The sequence below is a fragment of the Kitasatospora sp. NPDC059646 genome, from assembly GCF_042734615.1.
GTDB lineage: Bacteria > Actinomycetota > Actinomycetes > Streptomycetales > Streptomycetaceae > Kitasatospora.
The window spans coordinates 20,645-39,335 of sequence record NZ_JBHWDS010000012.1 but is presented as its reverse complement, the minus strand read 5'-3'; the positions used below and the strand labels follow the sequence as shown (position 1 = coordinate 39,335).

17 protein-coding genes are annotated in these 18,691 nt (G+C 75.8%); 8 read left to right on the top strand and 9 right to left on the bottom strand.

The window, feature by feature from the left end; genetic code table 11:
* Positions 1–78: 78 nt before the first annotated feature.
* Both ACFV1L_RS10900 and ACFV1L_RS10895 read left to right on the top strand, forming a co-directional pair.
* Entirely contained in the window at positions 79–984 is a 906-nt protein-coding gene (locus ACFV1L_RS10900; RefSeq protein ID WP_380364912.1) for a MerR family transcriptional regulator, read from the top strand.
* A gap of 19 nt (positions 985–1,003) precedes the next feature.
* A complete protein-coding gene (locus ACFV1L_RS10895; RefSeq protein WP_380364911.1) occupies positions 1,004–1,237 on the top strand; it encodes a hypothetical protein in 234 nt (77 codons plus the stop codon).
* Positions 1,238–1,386: 149 nt separating this feature from the next.
* Here the strand turns inward: ACFV1L_RS10895 and ACFV1L_RS10890 are convergent, their stop codons facing one another.
* Complete coding sequence (locus tag ACFV1L_RS10890) at positions 1,387–1,866, bottom strand: VOC family protein (RefSeq protein ID WP_380364910.1); 480 nt, start codon at positions 1,864–1,866, stop codon at positions 1,387–1,389.
* Positions 1,867–2,024: 158 nt separating this feature from the next.
* On the opposite strand from ACFV1L_RS10890, the gene ACFV1L_RS10885 reads away from it, so the two are divergent.
* Positions 2,025–2,873 carry a nucleotidyltransferase domain-containing protein gene (locus ACFV1L_RS10885; protein WP_380364909.1) on the top strand — a complete coding sequence of 283 codons (849 nt, stop codon included), beginning with the start codon at positions 2,025–2,027 and terminating at the stop codon, positions 2,871–2,873.
* Positions 2,874–2,880: 7 nt separating this feature from the next.
* Here the strand turns inward: ACFV1L_RS10885 and ACFV1L_RS10880 are convergent, their stop codons facing one another.
* The 3 genes from ACFV1L_RS10880 to ACFV1L_RS10870 form a co-directional block, all read right to left on the bottom strand.
* A complete protein-coding gene (locus tag ACFV1L_RS10880; RefSeq protein ID WP_380364908.1) occupies positions 2,881–4,035 on the bottom strand; it encodes a hypothetical protein in 1,155 nt (384 codons plus the stop codon).
* A gap of 42 nt (positions 4,036–4,077) precedes the next feature.
* A complete protein-coding gene (locus tag ACFV1L_RS10875; protein WP_380364907.1) occupies positions 4,078–4,827 on the bottom strand; it encodes a class I SAM-dependent methyltransferase in 750 nt (249 codons plus the stop codon).
* Positions 4,828–5,264: 437 nt separating this feature from the next.
* Complete coding sequence (locus ACFV1L_RS10870; RefSeq protein ID WP_380364906.1) at positions 5,265–5,828, bottom strand: DUF4240 domain-containing protein; 564 nt, start codon at positions 5,826–5,828, stop codon at positions 5,265–5,267.
* Between the two features lie 180 nt (positions 5,829–6,008).
* On the opposite strand from ACFV1L_RS10870, the gene ACFV1L_RS10865 reads away from it, so the two are divergent.
* The 3 genes from ACFV1L_RS10865 to ACFV1L_RS10855 all read left to right on the top strand — a co-directional run bounded on the left by ACFV1L_RS10865 (position 6,009) and on the right by ACFV1L_RS10855 (position 10,588).
* The gene (locus ACFV1L_RS10865) at positions 6,009–6,986 is read left to right on the top strand and encodes a zinc-binding dehydrogenase (RefSeq protein ID WP_380364905.1); all 978 of its coding nucleotides are present in this window, start codon (positions 6,009–6,011) and stop codon (positions 6,984–6,986) included.
* A 59-nt stretch (positions 6,987–7,045) separates the two neighbouring features.
* Positions 7,046–8,089, top strand: coding sequence for a S66 peptidase family protein (locus ACFV1L_RS10860; RefSeq protein ID WP_380364904.1), 1,044 nt, complete (start codon positions 7,046–7,048; stop codon positions 8,087–8,089).
* Positions 8,090–8,293: 204 nt separating this feature from the next.
* Positions 8,294–10,588: a hypothetical protein gene (locus tag ACFV1L_RS10855; RefSeq protein WP_380364903.1), complete on the top strand. Its 2,295-nt coding sequence runs from the start codon at positions 8,294–8,296 to the stop codon at positions 10,586–10,588.
* A gap of 69 nt (positions 10,589–10,657) precedes the next feature.
* Here ACFV1L_RS10855 and ACFV1L_RS10850 read toward each other — a convergent pair whose 3' ends face one another.
* Together ACFV1L_RS10850 and ACFV1L_RS10845 are read right to left on the bottom strand one after the other, a co-directional pair.
* Complete coding sequence (locus ACFV1L_RS10850) at positions 10,658–11,059, bottom strand: hypothetical protein (protein WP_380364902.1); 402 nt, start codon at positions 11,057–11,059, stop codon at positions 10,658–10,660.
* A gap of 66 nt (positions 11,060–11,125) precedes the next feature.
* Positions 11,126–11,533 carry a carboxymuconolactone decarboxylase family protein gene (locus ACFV1L_RS10845; RefSeq protein ID WP_380364901.1) on the bottom strand — a complete coding sequence of 136 codons (408 nt, stop codon included), beginning with the start codon at positions 11,531–11,533 and terminating at the stop codon, positions 11,126–11,128.
* Between the two features lie 410 nt (positions 11,534–11,943).
* Between ACFV1L_RS10845 and ACFV1L_RS10840 the strand changes: the two genes are divergently transcribed.
* Entirely contained in the window at positions 11,944–13,578 is a 1,635-nt protein-coding gene (locus ACFV1L_RS10840; RefSeq protein ID WP_380364900.1) for an ABC-F family ATP-binding cassette domain-containing protein, read from the top strand.
* 151 nt (positions 13,579–13,729) lie between these two features.
* Positions 13,730–15,358 carry an ABC-F family ATP-binding cassette domain-containing protein gene (locus ACFV1L_RS10835; protein WP_380364899.1) on the top strand — a complete coding sequence of 543 codons (1,629 nt, stop codon included), beginning with the start codon at positions 13,730–13,732 and terminating at the stop codon, positions 15,356–15,358.
* A 110-nt stretch (positions 15,359–15,468) separates the two neighbouring features.
* Here the strand turns inward: ACFV1L_RS10835 and fabG are convergent, their stop codons facing one another.
* The 3 genes from fabG to ACFV1L_RS10820 all read right to left on the bottom strand — a co-directional run bounded on the left by fabG (position 15,469) and on the right by ACFV1L_RS10820 (position 18,662).
* Positions 15,469–16,227 (bottom strand): 3-oxoacyl-ACP reductase FabG, encoded by a 759-nt coding sequence (gene fabG / locus ACFV1L_RS10830; RefSeq protein ID WP_380365025.1) that lies wholly within the window; start codon positions 16,225–16,227, stop codon positions 15,469–15,471.
* Between the two features lie 34 nt (positions 16,228–16,261).
* Positions 16,262–17,449 carry a thiolase family protein gene (locus ACFV1L_RS10825; protein WP_380364898.1) on the bottom strand — a complete coding sequence of 396 codons (1,188 nt, stop codon included), beginning with the start codon at positions 17,447–17,449 and terminating at the stop codon, positions 16,262–16,264.
* 64 nt (positions 17,450–17,513) lie between these two features.
* Entirely contained in the window at positions 17,514–18,662 is a 1,149-nt protein-coding gene (locus ACFV1L_RS10820) for an acyl-CoA dehydrogenase family protein (protein ID WP_380364897.1), read from the bottom strand.
* Positions 18,663–18,691: the final 29 nt, after the last annotated feature.

Genomic DNA, 18,691 nt, shown 5'->3' with positions numbered 1-18,691 from the left:
GTCGACCGGGCGTCCGCCACCGCCCGGCGCGCGGGCGGGACTTGAACCTCCCACCGGGGGAGGACCGAGGATGGCGGCATGGACGGCGACCCGCACCACTCGATCGGCGACCTGGCCCGGCACACCGGCCTCACGGTCAAGGCCGTCCGGTTCTACTCCGACCGTGGCCTGGTGCCGCCGGCCGGCCGCACCCCGGCCGGCCACCGCCGCTACGGCCCCGAGGCCGTCGCACGCCTGGAACTGGTGCGGACACTGCGCGAGCTCGGACTCGGCCTGCCCGCCGTCCGCCAGGTCGTGGACCGGGAACTCCCGCTCCCCGACGTCGCCGCGGCACACGCCGCCGCACTCGACGTACTGATCCGCACCCTGCGCCTGCGACGAGCCGTGCTGGCCGCGGTCGCCAGGCGCGGAGCCACCACCGAGGAGACCGCACTCGTGCACCGACTGGCCAGCCTGTCCGAGGCCGAACGCCGCCGACTGGTCGAGGAGTTCCTCGACGCGGCCCTCGGCGACACCCCCGCCTTCGCGGGCGCCCGACGCTCCCTCACCCCGGAACTGCCCGACGACCCGACCGGCGAACAGGTCGACGCCTGGGTCGAGTTGGCGGAACTCATCCAGGACGCGGACTTCCGCGAGCGCCTGCGCCGCCTGGTCGCCGAGCACCGACCCGGTCTGCGCCCCGATCCGGTCGCCCTGGTCCGCGACCGCACCGCCCCGGCCCTCGCCGCCGGAGTCGACCCCGCCGCCGCGCAGGCCGCCCCCGTGGTCGACGCCGTCACCGCCGAGTGCGCCGAGCTCCTCGGCCGGCCCGACGACGCCGACCTGCGCCGGGAGTTGCGCACCCGGCTGGAGATCGCGAACGACCCGCGCCGCGAGCAGTACCTGCGCCTGGTCGCCGTCGTCAACGGCTGGCCGGCCCCGCAGCCCCTCGCCCCGGCCCTCACCTGGTTCACCCGCGCCCTGACCGCCCGTCAACGCCCGTAGTCGTGCCACCATGCTGGGCATGCGCCTGACCGACAACGGAACCGTCGCGGCCTCGCGGCTCGTGCTGGCCGACGGGTTGGAGACCGACGACGGCTTCGCGTTCGTGCCCGTTCGCCCGCTGTTCCTGGCCGTCGGGGATCGCGTCGAGCTGACCGGCCCCCGGCCTGTCGTGGTGCGCGCAGACGGCGCCCGCCGGCCGCTGGACGGCGACTGGGAGACCCGGTGCCGAGGGGGCGTCAGGAGGCGTTGGTAGTCACGCGTCCAGCACGAACGGGGTCGGCTTCCGGCAGTCCTCGGCGCCGCTCCTACCGGGACCCGGGCGATCGTTGACCGGGCGGCCTGCCGCTCGGCCGCCCCGTCGTCCGCTGCCCGCGACCCGATGCCACTGCCGCCCGGGGACCGCTACCGCCCGTCCGCGGCGGCCTCCAGTGCGGCGACGTCGAGCTTGCCCATCGTGAGCATCGCCTTCGTCGCGCGGGCGGCCCGCTCCGGGTCGGGATCGGCGAGCAGTTCGATCATCCGCTTCGGCACGATCTGCCAGGACAGGCCGTAGCGGTCCTTCAGCCAGCCGCACGGCCCGGGTGCTCCGCCGTCCGCCGTCAGCAGCTCCCAGTACCGGTCCACCTCGGCCTGGTCGTCGCAGTCCACCTGGAGCGAGACCGCCTCGTTGAAGCGGAACTCCGGACCGCCGTTCAGTGCCCGGAACTCCTGCCCGAACAGCTCGAACGACACCAGCATCACGCTGCCCGCCTCGCCCGGCCCGGCCTCCCCGTACCGCTGCAGCCCGGTGATCCGGCCGTTCCGGAACACCGACACGTAGAACTCGGCCGCCTGCTCGGCCTGGTCGTCGAACCAGAGGAAGGTGGTGATCTTCTGCGCCATCGGGGAATGCCTTTCGCCGCGGTCCGGAGCGATGCCGTCACCGACCCTAGCCGCGGCGGCCCCGGCGCACCGGACGGCGCTCCGACGGCGTGCGACGGTCCGCCGGCCGGGGTGAACGGGAGGGCGACAGCACGGCGCGGCCGTGGCAGAGTCGGGCCATGCCGCTCCCGGAGCCCGCCGCCGCCCCGCCCGCCGCCGCCGTTCAGCCCGCCGTTCTGCCCGCCGTCCTGCCCACCGCCGCCGAACAGGCCGCCGTCGACCCGGCCCAACGTGCGCTCGCCGCCCCGCTGCTGACCGACTTCACCGCCCGCCTGAAGGCCGCCGCCCCGGTCACCGCGCTGTGGGTGCACGGCTCGCTGGCGCTCGGCGACTACCGGCACGGCCGCAGCGACCTCGACCTGATCGCCGTCCTGCCGACCGCGCCGGACGCCCGGCTGCGCGGCGAACTGACGGAGCTGCACCGCCGGTTGATCGCCGAGCAGCCCGGCGGCGAGAAGCTGCACTGCACGTACCTGCCGCAGGGCGACCTCGCCGACCCGGCCGCCGACCACTTCACCTTCGCCCAGGGCGAGCCGATGGACCGGCCCGTCACCCCCGTCACCCGGCGTGAACTCCTCGACGGCGGACTGCGGTTGGCCGGCGGCGCCCCCGCCGGCCTGCTGCCCCCGGTCGGTGACAGGGACCTGCACGCCCACCTGCGAGCCGACCTGCGCACCTTCTGGTACCCCGTTACCGACCGCCCCGGCCCCTGGCGGCGCGACATCTGGGTCGACCTCGGCCCGATCACCGCCGCCCGCGCCACCGTGGCCCTGCGCGAGAACCGCCTGATCACCAAGCGCGAGGCGATCGCCGGGCTCCCGGCCCTGGGCGCCCCGCCGGCGCTGGTCGCGGACATCGCCGCCCGCCGCTACGGCACCCCCGCGCCGCTCACCGTCGGGCAGCGCGACCGGCGCGCCGAGCAGGCCCGGCTGTTCACCCGCACCGCGATCGAACGGGCGCTGCGGTGAGGGGAGTTCAGCCGACGTCGGGAATTCGGCCGACGTCGGGAATTCGGTCGAGGTCGGGCGTTCGGCCGACGACGGAGACGGCCTCGGACAGCGGACGGTAGGCGTCGTCCGGGTGGACGCGGGTGCGCGGGGCGCGGTCGCGCAGGCAGCGGTACACGGCGGCGGTGAGCTCCAGCCGCGGTCCGATCCGGTGGCCGATCCGGGCCACGGCCAGCTGCGGGAGCGTGGTGGGGGTGACGTCCAGGTTGGCGCGCAGCGGGAGCCAGCGGGCGCCCCTGGTGCGGCAGACGGTCTCGCCGAGGTACCAGAGCGCGCAGTCGAAGACCGGGTCGTCGAACAGTCGGAGCGCGTTCGGCAGCACCCCCAGGCCGTGGGCCTCCACCGCCTCCAGCACGTCCAGCCGGTCGTCCAGGCCGATGGTCCTCAGGCGCTGCCGCATCAGCTCCTCCAGGACCTCCAACGACCGCTCGGTGAAGTCGAGTTCGGCCTCGTGTCCGACGGCCCGCAGCCACAGCGGGAAGGCGTCCTCGCGGACCGCCAGCCAGTGCGCGAGGTCCTGCCCGGGCCGGCCGGGATCGAGCGGGCCGGGCGCGTCGGGCCGGATCCGGCTGCCCGGGCTCTGCCCCGGCCGGCTGCGGGCCAGCTCCAGTGCCCGTTCCACCGCCGACTCCCAGTACGCGTAGCTCTCCACGCTCTCGGCGAGCCAGCCCGCCTGCTCCCGGTCGGCGGCCCCCACCACCGCGCTGCCCGGGACGCAGAACGGGAAGTCGTCCTCGCACAGCTCCTCGGCCGCGGCGAGCTCCTCTTCCTCCTCGTCGGTCAGCACCTCGCGCGGCAGGACCAGCATCGGCTCCACCCGGTCGCCGGCGTGCGGCGTCGGCTCGGGCGAACAGTGCCAGAGCGCACCGTAGTTGCGGACGTGCACCTCGCCGAGGTACCACGCCGCCACGGTCAGGAAGGCGTCGTCGCGCGCCTCGTACGCCCGGTCCCGGTCGGGGTACCTGTCCCGGATCGCCTGTTCCAGCCGGGGCAGCGACGCCGGGTCGAAGTCCCAGTCGCCGCCCACCAGTTCGGCCCACGCAGGGAAGCCGGCGTGGGCGGCCTCCAGCCAGCCGTTCAGCCGGGGGTTGTCGCGCCAGATCGGATCGTCGATGGAGGTCATGACCGCCGAGGATAGGGGTCGGCACGGACAGTTGACGCACGGTCAGCCGAGGGGCCGGCGGAACAGTGCCGTCCACAGGAACGGCACGCCGAACAGGGCCGAACCGGCGGGCTGTTCGCGCATCCGGCGCAGTTCGACCTCCGTCAGGTCGGCGAAGATCCGGCGCAGTGCCTCCGGGGTGTAGGCGAGGCCGCCGTACAGCGAGCGCTCGCGGTAGAGGTCCGCGTCGGAGAGCTCCGTGCCCATGCCGTTCTCGCCGGCCGCGAAGCAGGTCAGTGCGAGGTGCCCGCCGGGGGCCAGCACGCGGTCCAGCAGCGCCAGGTAGCTGATCCGGCGGTGCGGCGCGAGATGGTGGAAGCAGCCCGAGTCGACGACCAGGTCGTACGGGCCGCGCAACTCGCCCGGGCCCGCCGCGAAGGCGTCCCCGCAGGTGAGGCGTATGTCGACCCCGGCCTCGGCGGCCCGCTCGCGCGTCCAGGCGACGGCGGCGGGGGAGAGGTCGACGGCGTCCACCTCGAAGCCCCGCTCGGCCAGGAACACCGCGTTGCGGCCCGGCCCGCATCCCAGGTCCAGCGCCCGGCCCGGCCCGATCAGGCCCGCGTCGACCTGTGCGGCCAGGCTCTCGTCCGGCTTCGCCGCGAAGAACGGGACGTTCCGGTCCCGGTCCGTGTAGAACCGCTCCCAGTAGTCCCGGCCGTCGCCGGTCGCCAGCCTCTCGCTCTCCGCCGCGCTGGTGAACAGGCCGTCCAGCAGCGTCAGAACGTCCTCGACAGTACGCACGGTCCGGTCCATCCGGCCCTCCTTCCGACCCGTCAGATCCTAGGCACGCCGGACACGAACGACCAGGTCGGACGCTTTCCGGCCAGCCCCGCGACGGGCCGCTGCGCGCCGGACGGGGCCCGGCCGCCCGCAGGCGCCGGAAGCACCGGCCGCGCCCCGCCGCGGTGCCCCGGGAAGGCCGGACGGGGCCTCCGCCGGCTGCGCCGGGGCCACCGGTTCGAAGAAGTTCTCCCGGCCGGGCGACCCGGTCCCGGATGGCCGGGAAGCATCGCCGCGGGCGCCGGGCGCCGGGCGCCGGGCGGCCGCCGGTCGCGGTCCCGGTTCGCGGTCCCGGTTCGCGGGTCGCGGTCCCGGTTCGCAGTCCCGGTTCGCGGGTCGTCCGGCGCGTGTGCACGGGCAAGGCCCGCCCCGCCCCCGGCAAGCGGGCCTCGGTGAGGGGTGGCGGGCGGTCAGGCGGCGTCGGCGAACAGGGCGGTGAGCCTCGGGAGGCGGGCGGCGACCTCGGCGCGCGTCCAGTTCGGGCCCTCGGGTTCGGCGTTGACCGGGCTGTCGTGGTCCAAGGCGAGCAGCGCCTCCTCCAGGCCCTCCTCCTCGCCGGTCTGCGCCTCCCAGGCGCGCTCGGCGCAGTAGTCGACGTCCTCCCAGTCCGGGAAGTCGGCGTCGGTCCACTCGCGGTACGGCAGGGCCGCCAGCCGTCGGAAGGCGGGGTGGTCGGCGAGCGCGTCCGGGTCGTGCACCGCCAGCTCGTGGGCGGCCCGGCCGAGGCCGATCAGCCAGGCGTGGAAGTACCACAGGCCGTCGTCGCTGACCCGGCCGCGCAGTACGAGCGCGGCGATCTCCAGGGTGGCCATGGTGTCCAGCGGGGCACGGACCTCGTCCAGGCGGAGCTGGAACTCCAGCACCTCGTCCAGTGGCAGTTGCGCCAGGCGCTCGACCAGAGCGTCCGCGCGTTCGGCGGCGGAGGCGGCGGGGTCGGTGGACTCCACCAACTCCCAGAATCCGTTCAGGTTCATGGCCCGCATCCTCGCACGGTGCGCGTACGTGCTCGAACCAAGGTCCCCCCGAACACAATTGACGCACCATCATCAACAGTCGGGCGGTTCGGAGCAGGGCGGTTGACCTCAAGGGCGCTTGAAGTTGCAGGATGGGCCACCGGGCCGGGACGTCCGGTTCCTGCACGGGGCGGAGGCGTGATGCGAGCGGTGTGGCTGCGGGAGTTCGGCGGGCCGGAGGTGCTGGTGCCGGGAGAGGCGCCGGACCCGGCGGCGGGGGAGGGGCAGGTGCTGATCGCCGTCGCGCACGCCAACCTGACGTTCGTCGAGACCCAGTTCCGCGCCACCGGCCTGGGGCCGTTCACCGGCACCCTGCCGATGATCCCCGGCAACGGCGTCGGCGGCACCGTCGCCGCCGTCGGCCCCGGCGTCGACCCGTCGCTGATCGGACGGCGCGTCATCTCCTCCACCGGCGGCAGCGGCGGCTACGCCGAACTCGCCGCCGTCCCCGCCGACGGCCTGCACCTCGTCCCCGACGGGCTGGCCCTGGACGCCGCCACCGCGCTGCTCGCCGACGGCCGCACCGCCCGCCTGCTGCTGGAGGCCGCCGCACCCGCGCCCGGCGAGCGCGTCCTGATCCTCGCGGCGGCCGGCGGCGTCGGCACCCTGCTGGTGCAACTCGCCGCCGCCGCCGGACTGCACGTGGTCGCCGCCGCCGGCGGACCGGACAAGCTCTCCCTCGCCGCCGACCTCGGCGCCGCCGAGACCCTCGACTACCGGCGCCCCGACTGGACGGCCGGCGCCACCCCCGTCGACCTGGTCCTCGACGGCGTCGGCGGCGCCCTCGGCCACGCCGCCACCACCCTCCTCCGGAACGGCGGACGCCTCCTCAGCTACGGCCTCGCAGGCGGCAGTTGGACCAGCCTCCCGGACGCCGAGATCCGCGCCCGCGACCTCACCGTCCTCGCCCTGCGGCCCACCCCGGACGCCGTCCGCGCCGCCACCGCCCACGTGCTCGCCGAGGCCGCCGCGCACCGGCTCCGCCCCGTCATCGGCCGCCGCTTCCCGCTCGCCGGGGCCGCCGGCGCCCACCGCGCCATCGAGTCCCGCGCCACCCTCGGCAAGACCCTGCTGGACGTCGATCCCGCGCAGCCGCACCCGGCAGGGGCAGGACGGTAGCCGCGACCGCGCCCGAAATGCGGTCGTGCGCAGGCGAACGCCGTCGCTAGCATCACGCCATGTCAGATCAGCCCACGTACCCGCCCAGGGCCAAGCCCGGCGACCGGGTCGCCGTCCTCTCGCCGTCGTTCGGCGGCCCCGCGATGTTCCCGGTGCCGTACGAGCTCGGACTGCGCCGCCTGCGCGAGCGGTTCGGCCTGGAGCCGGTCGAGTACCCGACCACCCGGAAGCCCGACGCGAGCCCGCAGGAGCGGGCCGCCGACGTGCACGCCGCGTTCACCGACCCGACCGTCACGGCGATCCTGGCCACGATCGGCGGCGACGACCAGATCACCGTCGTCCCGCACCTGGACGGCGAACTGATCCGGGCCCACGCCAAGCCGTTCTTCGGGTTCAGCGACAACACCAACCTGCTGGACTTCCTGTGGCGGCACGGCGTCGTCTCCTACCAGGGCGGCGCGGTGATGACCGAGTTCGGCCGCCCCGGCGCGATGCACCCGCTCACCGAAGCCTCGCTGCGCGCCGCCCTGTTCGACGGCGGCGAGTTCGAACTGCGCGAGGCCGAGGACGTCAGCACCGAGATCGGCCACTGGGGCGACCCGGCCACCTTCGAGGGCCCGCCCCCGAGCGAGCCCGCCACCCCCGCCCACTGGCACCGGGCCGACCGGGTGGTCGAAGGCGTCAGCTGGGGCGGCAACCTGGAGATCCTGCACTGGATGGCCGCCGCCGACCGGCTGCTGCCCGCCGAGCGTTACGAAGGCGGCGTGCTGGTCCTGGAGACCTCCGAGGAGATGCCCTCCGGCACCGAGGTGTTCCGGATGCTGCGCAACCTCGGCGAGCGCGGACTGCTCCGCCGCTTCCCGGCCGTCCTGGTCGGACGGGCCATGGCCTGGTCGTTCGAGCAGCCCAACGACGCCGCGCAGCGCGCCGAGTACCGCGCCGAACAGCGCGCCGCCGTGCTGCGCGCCCTGGACGCCTACGCCCCCGACGCGATGGCCGTGTTCGACGTCGACCTCGGCCACACCGAGCCGCAGCAGGTGATCCCGTACGGCGGCCTGATCAAGGTCGACGGCCCGGCCCGCCGCATCACCGTCACCTACTGAACCACCCGCACCGGCCCGGCGGCACGCCCCCCGGCACCCGCGCCGACCAGCGCGTGCCGCCGCCGGGCGCGCCACCCGGCCTGGCCCGGCCGCCCGCCGACCACGTATCGTGGCCGGGATCGGAATGTGGCGCCGGACACCACGGCGAACGGGCACGACGTCGCACGGGCGACGGACGGGGGCGGTGACCTGACGGTGGCTGACGTGGCATCGACGACCGGGGACGGGCCGGCGGCGGCGGACCAGGACGAGACGTACCCGCTCCCGACCCAGCCGCAAGGCCCCTCGCACGGCGCCGAACTGCCGCCCACCGCCGACCCGTTCGCCACCTCCGTCAACCTGCGCGTCAACCCCGCGCCCGCGGACGCCACCCCCGGCGGCACCCGGAACGTCGCGCCCCCGACCACCACCCCGGCCGGCGGCACGCCCGTCCCGCCGCCGCCCGCGATGCCCCCGACGGCGCCCAGCACCGGCTGGACCGGCGTCATCCCGGTGATCACCCCCGAGATGGCGGCGGGCGGCCCCCCGGCCGGCCCGCCCGCGAACGCCCCGGCGGCCGGCGGGTCGTCAACTCCCGCGCCCGCACCCGCGCCCGCACCGGCCCCCGCGCCCGCCCGCGGCATCGGCGGCGGCCTGCGCGGCCGCATCCTGGTCGTCGAGGGCGGCTACGGCGGCGGCCGCCGCTGGGGCCGCGGCGGCACCGCGCACGCCTCCGTGCTGTCCGCCGCCCTGGCCGGCGTCGCCCCGCAGATCCTGCTCTCCGCCGACCAGGTCGACGCCGTCCACCTGCCCGGCGCCAACGACCCGCAGACCGTGCTCGCCCACCTGCGCGCCGCCGCCCGCCACCCCGGGCCCCTGCTGATCCACCTCGGCGGCCACCTGGTCACCGACCGGCGCGGCGACCAGATGTACCTGTCGCTGCGGGAGAACAAGGCCGCCGAGAGCCTGCCGTGGTCCGCCGTGGCCACCGAACTGCGGCACCGCGGCACCGAACTCGACACCCTGGTGATCGCCGACCTGAGCGCCGACCAGGTGCTGTGGCCGCAACTCGCCGCCACCTCGGGCCAGCAGCTGTCCGAAGGCATCCCGCTGTGGGCCGTGGTCAACCACGACCCCGACCAGCTCGGCACCTTCACCCGCGCGCTGATCGAGACCCTGCACCGCGGCCGCCCCGGCGCGGACCAGCTGCTCAGCCCCGAACTGGTGCGCCAGCAGGTCAACTCGGTGCTGCGCTCCGACACGGTGGTGATCACCTCGCACCCCGGCGACCGGCCGTGGTTCCGCAACACCGCCCGGCAGATCGGCCCCGCGGGCCCCGCCGAGCCCGCCGCCCGCCCCGCCGCGCCGCCCGCCCCGCCCGCTTCGCGCCCCGCAGAACCGGCCCGGCCCCGGCTCGCCCCCGGCTGGACGCCGCGCGTGCTGGTCTCCCTGCGCAAGGCCGGCGTCCCCGCCACGCCCGCCCGCCGCCCGATGATCGTCTCCCTGGTGCGCGGCGTGCCGATGGTCCCGGCGGACCTCGCGCCGGTCGAGCTCGGCAAGGACCTCCCCGCCGCACCCACCGTCCGACTCGGCAAGGACCTCCCCGCCGCGGCCGCCGCACCGGCCGTCGAACTCGCCAAGTCCGCGCCCGCACCGGCCTCTCCGCCCGCCGTGGACTTCGCGGCGGCGGAAGCCGGCGGGACCGGCACGGCGGCGGTCGGCACGGCGACGGTCGACATGGCGAAGGGCGCGATGGCGAAGGGCTCCCCGACGACGGGTGACCCGGGGTCCGAACCGGCCGCCCAGCGGCCCTGGTTCGACCCGCTGGCCGCCACCGTTCCGCTGCCCGGCCCGGACGCACCGGCCACCACCCTGCCGCTGCCGGACCCGGGCGCGACGGCCCCGACCGTGCCGCTCGACAAGGCCGCGCCGCAGCACGACCCGCTGGCGGCGACCGTGCCGCTCGACCCGCCGCGGCCCGCCGCCCACCCCGACCCGTCGGCCGCGACCGTCCCCCTGGCGAGGACGGCCGGCGGGCCGTCGGCGCCGCCCACCGCCGAGCAGGCGCCGCCGACGGACTACCTGGAGGCGATCGGCGAGATCGTCCGCAGCGCCGAGGCGGGCGACCACGGCACCGCCGCCCGGCTCGCCCTCGCGCTGGAGGACAAGGCCGTCGCCGCGCACGGCACCCTCGCCCCCGTGGTGCTCCAGGTCCGGCAGGTCCGCGCGCACGTCTCCCGGGTCGCCGGACTGCCGGTGCTGGCCGCCGAGTTGTACCGGCAGGTGGCCACCGCGCTGCTGCAGACCGAGGGCCCCGACCACCCCGAGACCCAGCGCGCCGCCACCAACGCCGAGGCCTGCTGGCGCGCCGTCAAGGACCCGGCCGAGGCGATAAGGATCGCCCCCGACATCATCGAACTCCGGGCCCACCTGCCCGGCCCCGACAACCGCAAGCTCCGCGCCTCCGAGCGCTACCTGCAGCAACTCGCCACCAGAAAGGCGCAGGCGGCGGCCGGCTGACGGGCCCTCGACGGTGCACGGGCCGAAACGGCGTCGGGCCGTGCACCGGTGTCGGCAGTGGCACCGGTGTCAGCGGTCCACCGACCACGGCGCGTCCGGCGGCGGGGCGCCGGTCTCCAGCAGGCAGCGGACCAGCTCCAGCGCCCGGCCGAGCGGGACGGTGTCCGCGTCCGGGTACGCGTCCTCCTGCCCGCCCGCGAGCAGGAAGCCCTCGCTCCAGCCGTCCTCGCCCGGATCGACGGCGTGCCCGCCCGGATCGCCCGGCCCGTCCAGCAGCATCACCATCGCCCGCTCGCCGTTGGACACCACCGCCAGCTCCCGCCCGCGCGAACTGCGCAGCCAGGTCTCGCCCCGGCCACCGGCGATCCGCCGCCGCAACTCGGCGACGGCATCGCCGTCCGGCCCGGCCGGCACTCCGGAGCCGGCCGGACGGTCGGTGAACTCCCAGCGCTCCGCGTCCTGTTCGGACATCAGGCGACTCCCCTCGGGTGGCGGCGACGCGGTCGGGCCGCCCAGGCTACCCGCAGGCCGGCGCGTTCACTCGTCGCGGACGGGCAGCAGGCCGCGCTCGGCGAACACCCGCTTCGCGGCGAGCGTGGCGTTGATCGCCCGCGGGAACCCGCAGTACGCGGCGGCGTGCAGCAGGGCCTCGACGATCTGCTGCGGCGTCAGGCCGACGTTCAGCGCCGCGTTCACGTGCACCTCCAGCTCGGGCTCGCAGTCGCCGAGCGCGGTGAGCATGCCCAGCGTGACCAGCTGCCGGTCCCGCGGCGCCAGTTGCGGACGGGAGTAGATCTCGGCGAACCCCCAGGCGGCGATCTGGTGCGCCAGCTCGGGCGAGACGTCCGACAGCGCCGCCACCACCCGCTCGCCCGCCTCGCCGTCGATCCGGGCGAGCACCTCCATGCCCCGGTCGAACCGCTCCCGGCGGTCGTCTGCGCCCATGCCGTGCTCCCTGCGGTCGCGGTCCGATGGCCCGGGGCCACGGTAGCCACCCGCGCCCGCCCGGCGCCCCCGCACCGCCGGGCCGCCCCGGCGCGCCCCCCGGGCGGCGCAGCGGCCGCGGCCGCCCCGCGCGACACCCCGAAAAACGGTGCGACTTCCGGTGCGGGGAGGAGCTATACTCGCGGCGACACCAGTGGTACGCGTGGCGTGCGAGCAGCACGCGCGGCGAGAAGAGGGACGAAACGTGGCGGGTGACGACGACATCTCCGGGTGAGATCCGGAGCTGACGGCCACCGGGCCGGCGCACAGGCGCCGCGCGGAGTGGTCCGTTTCGTCGACCCCTTTTCCGTCCGTTCCCTCGGGGCAGTGGCCCTGTCCTGCCCCGACCGCGTTCTCGAGGTCCCATCACGATGTCCGACGCCTCCGTCGTCTGCTCCAACCTGTCCTTCTCCTGGCCGGACGACACCCCGGTCTTCCGCGACCTGTCGTTCAGCGTGCCGCCCGGCCGCACCGGCCTGGTCGCCCCGAACGGCTCCGGCAAGTCCACCCTGCTCCGGCTGATCGCCGGCGAACTCAAGCCCACCGCGGGCTCCGTGACGGTCTCCGGCACCCTCGGCCACCTCCCGCAGACCCTGCCGCTCACCGGAGACCTCACGGTCGCCGAGGTGCTCGGCATCGCCGAGGTGATCCGCGCGCTGGACGCCGTCGAGTCCGGCGACGTCGCCGAGGAGCACTTCGCCACCATCGGCGACGACTGGGACGTCGAGGAGCGCACCCGCGCCCAGCTCGACCGCCTCGGCCTCGGCCACCTCGCCCTCGACCGCCACCTGCACACGCTCAGCGGCGGCCAGGTGATCTCGCTCGGCCTCGCCGCCCAACTGCTGCGCCGCCCCGACGTGCTGCTGCTCGACGAGCCCACCAACAACCTCGACCTGGCGGCCCGGCACCGGCTCTACGACGTGCTGTCGGAGTTCAACGGCTGTCTGCTGCTGGTCAGCCACGACCGCGCCCTGCTCGACCGGATGGACCGCATCGCCGAACTCGGCAACGGCGAACTCCGGCTGTACGGCGGCGACTTCACCGCCTACGAGGAGGCCGTCCGGGCCGAGCGGGAAGTCGCCGAGCGCAACGTCCGCAACGCCGAGCAGAACCTCAAGCGGGAGAAGCGGGAACTCCAGCAGGCCCGCGAGCGCGCCGACCGGCGGGCCAGCAACGCCCAGAAGAACCTGAAGAACGCCGGCCTGCCGAAGATCTTCGCCGGCACCATGAAGCGCGGCGCGCAGGAGTCCGCCGGCCGCTCCGGGCAGGTGCACGCCGCCCGCGTCGACGAGGCCAGGGCCCGCCTCGACGAGGCCGGCCGCGCCGTCCGCGAGGAGCAGCGCCTCAGCGTGGAACTGCCCGACACCCGGGTCCCGGCCGGCCGCACCCTGTTCCTCGGCCAGGGCCTGCAGGCGCGGCTCGACGGCGCCGACGTGTTCGCCCCCGGCGGCGTCGACCTGACGGTCCGCGGCCCCGAGCGGATCGCCCTGACCGGCTCCAACGGCGCCGGGAAGACCACCCTGATGCGGTTGATCACCGGCGCGCTCGCCCCGCACAGCGGCGAACTGCGGCGCGGCGACGGCCGGATCGCCTACCTGTCGCAGCGCCTCGACCTGCTGGACGGCGACCGCACCGTCGCCGAGAACTTCGCCCGGTTCGCACCGGAGCGCCCGGAGGCCGAGCGGATGAACCTGCTCGCCCGGTTCCTGTTCCGCGGCGCCCGCGCCCACCTCCCGGTCCGGGTGCTGTCCGGCGGCGAGCGGCTGCGCGCCACCCTGGCCTGCGTGCTGTGCGCCGAACCCGCCCCGCAACTCCTGCTGCTCGACGAGCCCACCAACAACCTGGACCTGGTCGGCGTCGGCCAGTTGGAGAGCGCCCTGAACGCCTACAGGGGCGCGTTCCTGGTGGTCAGCCACGACGAGCGGTTCCTCGCCGCGATCGGCGTCGAGCGCCGCCTGCTGCTGAGCGACGGCACCCTCACCGAGACGGCCGCCGCCGAGGTGTGACCTCGCCCGGCCCGCCCCGCGCCCGGGGCGGGCCGCCCGCCGTTCCCGACCAGGGCCCGCCGCCGGGGCGTCGGCGTCCGTACGGTGACCGCCCCCGTCCGCGCCCGCACGCCCGCCCGGCCCGCGCCCCCGACCGCACCGGAGTCCCGCCATGCCCCAACCCGCCCTGCTCGCCCACGACCTGGTCCGCATCCTCGGCGGCCGCCGGATCCTCGACGGCCTGTCCCTGACCGCCGCCCCCGGCCGCCGCCTCGGCCTGATCGGCGAGAACGGCTGCGGCAAGTCCACCCTGCTGCGGGTGCTGGCCGGTGCCGACGAGCCCGACGCCGGCCACGTCACCCGGCCCGCCGACCTCGGCTTCCTGCACCAGGAGATGCCGTTCGACGCCGCCGCCACCGTCGCCGCCGTGATGGCCGAGGCGCTCCGCGAAGCCCGCGCCGACCTCGCCGAACTCGACCGCCTCGGAGCGGAGCTGGCGGCCCTCCCGGACGGCGACCCGCGCCAGGCCGCGCTGCTCGCCGCCTACGGCACCCGCCTCGAACAGGCCCGGCACCGCGAAGCCTGGGACGCCGACCGCCGCGCCGCCCTGCTGCTCGACGGCCTCGGCCTCGCCGCCGCCGGCCCCGGCCGCACCCTCGACTCGCTCTCCGGCGGCCAGCGCGGCCGCCTCGCACTCGCCGCGCTGCTCGTCCGGCGGCCCGCCGCGGTCCTGCTCGACGAGCCCACCAACCACCTCGACGACGACGCCGCCGCGTTCCTGGAGGAGCAACTCCGCGCCCTGCCCGGCACGGTGGTCGTCGCCAGCCACGACCGGGCGTTCCTCGACGCCGTCTGCACCGACCTGCTGGACCTCGACCCGGGGGCCGACGGCCCGGTCCGGTTCGGCGGCGGCTACCGCGCCCACCTGTCCGCCAAGCAGGCCCGACGCCGCCAGTGGGAGCGCCAGTACGCCGAGGAGCAGCGGGAGTTGGCCGAGCTGCGGCGCTCCGTGGAGGTGACCGCGCACCGGGTCGCCCCGGACCGCGGGCCCACCGACAACGAGAAGATGGGCTACGGGCACCGGGCCGGCCGGGTGCAGCAGCAGATCTCCCGCCGCGTCCGGGACGCCGCCGGCCGCCTCGCCGAACTGGAGCGCCGCCAGGTCCCGCGGCCGCCCGCCCCGTTGCGCTTCGCCCCGCCGGCGGGCCTCGCCACCGCACCGGGGGAGCCCTGCCCCGACCCGCTGGTGACGCTGCGCCGGCTCCGCGTGCCGGGCCGGCTCGCCCTGGACGAACTGGAGGTGGCGGCGGACGACCGCCTGCTGATCACCGGCGGCAACGGCGCCGGCAAGTCCACCCTGCTCGCCGTCCTGGCCGGCCGCCTCGACGCCACCGGGCAGGTTCACCGGCGGCCCGGCCTGACGGTCGGTCTGCTCACCCAGGACACCGCCTTCGCCCACCCCGGACGCACCGCCCGCGACACCTACCGGCAGGCCCTCGGCCCCGACCGGGCCGAACGCGTCCCGCTGGCCGACCTCGGCCTGCTGGCCGTCGCCGACCTCGACCGGCCCGTCGGCGCGCTGTCCGTCGGCCAGCGCCGCCGCCTCGCCCTCGCCCTGCTGGTGGCCCGGCCGCCGCAGCTCCTGCTGCTCGACGAACCCACCAACCACCTCTCCCCGGTGCTCTGCGACGAACTCGAGGAGGCGATCGGCGGCAACGGCCCCGGCGCGATCGTGGTCGCCGGCCACGACCGCTGGCTGCGCCGCCGCTGGCAGGGCCGCGAACTCGCCCTGCACCCGTGAACCCGCCCTGCACCCGTGGACGCAGACGACCCGCGAACGCAAACGACCCGTGACGCGCCGCAGGCCGGCCCGGACTCCCGAGGAGCCCGCGCCGGCCTGCGGCAACGCACCTACCGCGCGCCGCCGTTGACGTACAGCGTCTGACCGCTCACGTACGACGCGTCCTCGCTCGCCAGGAACGCCACCACCGAGGCGACCTCCTCCGGCAGACCCACCCGGCGAAGCGGGGTGCGCTGCGCCACCTCCGCCTGGTGCTCCTCCGGCGTCGACCCGACCCGCTCGGCCGTCGCCGCCGTCATCGACGTCGCGATGTACCCCGGCGCCACCGCGTTCACGTTCACGTTGAACGGGCCCAGCTCGATCGCCAGCGTCGCCGTCAGGCCCTGGATGCCGGCCTTCGCCGCCGCGTAGTTCGCCTGCCCGCGGTTGCCCAGCGCGGACCGCGAGCTGAGCGACACGATCTTGCCGTACTTCTGCTGCACGAAGTACCGCTGCGCCACGTGCGAGCAGTTGTAGGCGCTGGTCAGGTTGACCGTCAGCACCGCGTCCCAGTCGCTCTTCGGCATCTTGAAGAACAGGTTGTCGCGGGTGATCCCGGCGTTGTTCACCAGGATGTGCACCCCGCCCAACTCCTCGGCCACGGCGGCGAACACCGCCTCCACCGCCTCGTAGTCGGCCACGTCGCAGCCGTACGCGCGGGCGGTGCCGCCCGCCGCCGCGATCTCCTTGACCGTCCCCTCGGCGCGCTCCGCCGTCAGGTCGACCACGGCCACCGCCGCGCCCTCCTCGGCCAGCCGCCGCGCCGTCGCCGCACCGATGCCCTGCGCGGCGCCGGTCACCACCGCCACCTTGCCGTCGAACCGTCCCACAGCCGTTCCCTCCTGACGTTCCGTCATGACTCGATCAGTCCCGCTCGACCAGCACCGCGGAGCCCTGGCCGACGCCCACGCACATCGTCGCCAGGCCGCGCCGGGCGCCGGTGCGGCGCATCCGGTGCAGCAGCGTGGTGAGGATCCGGGCGCCCGAGCAGCCCAGCGGGTGGCCCAGCGCGATCGCCCCGCCGGACGGGTTCACCAGCTCCGGGTCGATGCCCAACTCGCCGACGGACGCCAGCGCCTGGGCCGCGAACGCCTCGTTGAACTCGGCGGTCTCCACGTCCTGCAGCTTCCAGCCGCCGCGCTCCAGCACCCGCCGGGTGGCCGGCACCGGGCCGATGCCCATCACGTCCGGGTGCACGCCCATCGACGCGCCCGCCACGTACCGGCCCAGCGGCTCCAACCCCAGCCCCGCCAGCGCCCGTTCGCTGACCAGCAGCAGCGCCGCCGCACCGTCGTTCATCGGCGAGGCGTTGCCCGCGGTGACGGTGCCGCCCGCCCGGAACACCGGCTTCAGCGCGGCCAGCTTCTCCGCGGTGGTGTCGGGGCGGATCGACTCGTCGCGCTCCACCAGCACTCCGTCCGGGCGCTCGACGGCCAGCAGCTCGGCGTCGAAGTGGCCCTCCTCGCGGGCCCGCGCGGCCAGCCGGTGGCTGCGCAGCGCGAACGCGTCCTGCGCCTCGCGGGAGACGCCGTAGCGGGCCGCGACCTCCTCGGCGGTCTCGCCCATCGACAGCACCCCGTGCAGCTCGCGCATCCGCGGGTTGGTCAGGCGCCAGCCCAGCCGGGTGTCGAAGGTCTCCATCCGGTGCGGCAGCGCCTCGTCCGGGCGGGGCAGCACGAACGGGGCGCGGCTCATCGACTCGCAGCCGCCCGCCACCACCACGTCCGCCTCGCCGGAGCCGATCGCCCGCGCCGCCGTGGTGACGGCCTCCATTCCGGACGCGCACAGCCGGTTGAGGGTCGCGCCCGGCACCGAGTCGGGCAGCCCGGCCAGCAGCACCGCCATCCGGGCCAGGTTGCGGTTGTCCTCGCCGGCCTGGTTGGCGGCGCCCCAGTACACGTCGTCGATCCGCGCCGGGTCCAGGCCCGGCACCCCGTCGAGCAGGCCGCGCAGCACGGCCGCCGACAGGTCGTCGGGCCGGACGGCGGACAGCGCGCCGCGCAGCCTGCCGATCGGGGTGCGGCGGGCGGCGGCGATGTAGACCGGAAGCACTTCGTCGAGCTCCTGTTCGTGACGGTCGGTCGGCCCGGGCGCTCGTGACGCACCGGGCCCGCGATCAGAAGGCGTTGACCCCGGTGAGGGAACGCCCGATGAGCAGCTTGTGGATCTGGCTGGTGCCCTCGTACAGCGTCATCACGCGGGCGTCGCGCAGGTACTTGCCGACCGGGTACTCGTCGATGAAGCCGTACCCGCCGAACACCTGCAGCGCGTTGTTCGCGGAGCGCACCGCGGCCTCGGAGGCGAACAGCTTCGCCACCGACGACTCCGTGGCGAACGGCAGCCGACGGTCGATCAGGTCGGCCACCCGCCAGGTCAGCAGCCGGGCCGCGTCCACGTCCACCGCGATGTCGGCCAGCAGCTCCTGCACCAGCTGGTGGTGCGCGATCGGCTTGCCGAACTGCTCGCGCTCCCCGGCGTAGCGCACCGCCGCCTCCAGGCAGGCCCGGGCGATGCCGACGCAGCCCGCCGCCACCGACATCCGGCCCTTGGCGAGCGCGGCCATCGCCACCGTGAAGCCCCTGCCCTCCTCGCCGAGCAGGGCGCTGTCCGGCACCCGCACGGCGTCGAGGGACATCTCGGCCGTCGCCTGGCCGCGCAGGCCGAGCTTGCCGTGCACGAGGGTGCGGGTGAATCCGGGGGCGTCCGTGGGCACCAGGAATGCGCTCACCCCCCGGTGCCCGGGCCCGCCGGTGCGGGCGAACACCAGCGCCACGTCGGCCCACGTCCCGTTGGTGATGAACATCTTCGCGCCGGAGATCAGCCAGTCGTCGCCGTCCCGGACGGCCCGGGTGGTCAGGTTCGCCGCGTCCGAGCCGGTGCCGGGCTCGGTGAGCGCGAAGCACGCCAGCGCCTCGCCCGAGCACAGCCGCGGCAGCCACCGGCGCTTCTGCTCCTCGGTGCCGAAGGCGTTGATCGACTTCCCGACCAGGCCGAGCGAGACCGACACCACCCCGCGCACCGAGGAGTCGCCGCGTCCCAGCTCCTCCAGCACCAGGCAGTACGCCAGGTGGTCGCCGCCGCTGCCGCCGTACTCCTCCGGCAGCGTCAGGCCGAGGAAGCCCAGGTCGCCGAGCTTCTTGACGATGCCCAGGTCGATCGACTCCGCACGGTCCCAGTCGGCGGCGAACGGCACGATCTCCCGGTCGGTGAACTCCGCCGCCAACTCCCGGACGGCGGCCTGCTCCTCGGTCAGCTCCAGGTCCACGCGGCGACCCCTCGACTCGGCGATACCGG

Coding starts and splice junctions, on each gene's coding strand:
- ACFV1L_RS10875 (WP_380364907.1), bottom strand. CDS start 4,827: ATGGACCGGACCGTGCGTACTGTCGAGGACGTTCTGACGCTGCTGGAC.
- ACFV1L_RS10850 (WP_380364902.1), bottom strand. CDS start 11,059: ATGTCCGAACAGGACGCGGAGCGCTGGGAGTTCACCGACCGTCCGGCC.
- ACFV1L_RS10900 (WP_380364912.1), top strand. CDS start 79: ATGGACGGCGACCCGCACCACTCGATCGGCGACCTGGCCCGGCACACC.
- ACFV1L_RS10870 (WP_380364906.1), bottom strand. CDS start 5,828: ATGAACCTGAACGGATTCTGGGAGTTGGTGGAGTCCACCGACCCCGCC.
- ACFV1L_RS10880 (WP_380364908.1), bottom strand. CDS start 4,035: ATGACCTCCATCGACGATCCGATCTGGCGCGACAACCCCCGGCTGAAC.
- ACFV1L_RS10890 (WP_380364910.1), bottom strand. CDS start 1,866: ATGGCGCAGAAGATCACCACCTTCCTCTGGTTCGACGACCAGGCCGAG.
- ACFV1L_RS10845 (WP_380364901.1), bottom strand. CDS start 11,533: ATGGGCGCAGACGACCGCCGGGAGCGGTTCGACCGGGGCATGGAGGTG.
- ACFV1L_RS10835 (WP_380364899.1), top strand. CDS start 13,730: ATGCCCCAACCCGCCCTGCTCGCCCACGACCTGGTCCGCATCCTCGGC.
- ACFV1L_RS10840 (WP_380364900.1), top strand. CDS start 11,944: ATGTCCGACGCCTCCGTCGTCTGCTCCAACCTGTCCTTCTCCTGGCCG.
- ACFV1L_RS10865 (WP_380364905.1), top strand. CDS start 6,009: ATGCGAGCGGTGTGGCTGCGGGAGTTCGGCGGGCCGGAGGTGCTGGTG.
- ACFV1L_RS10885 (WP_380364909.1), top strand. CDS start 2,025: ATGCCGCTCCCGGAGCCCGCCGCCGCCCCGCCCGCCGCCGCCGTTCAG.
- ACFV1L_RS10895 (WP_380364911.1), top strand. CDS start 1,004: ATGCGCCTGACCGACAACGGAACCGTCGCGGCCTCGCGGCTCGTGCTG.
- ACFV1L_RS10860 (WP_380364904.1), top strand. CDS start 7,046: ATGTCAGATCAGCCCACGTACCCGCCCAGGGCCAAGCCCGGCGACCGG.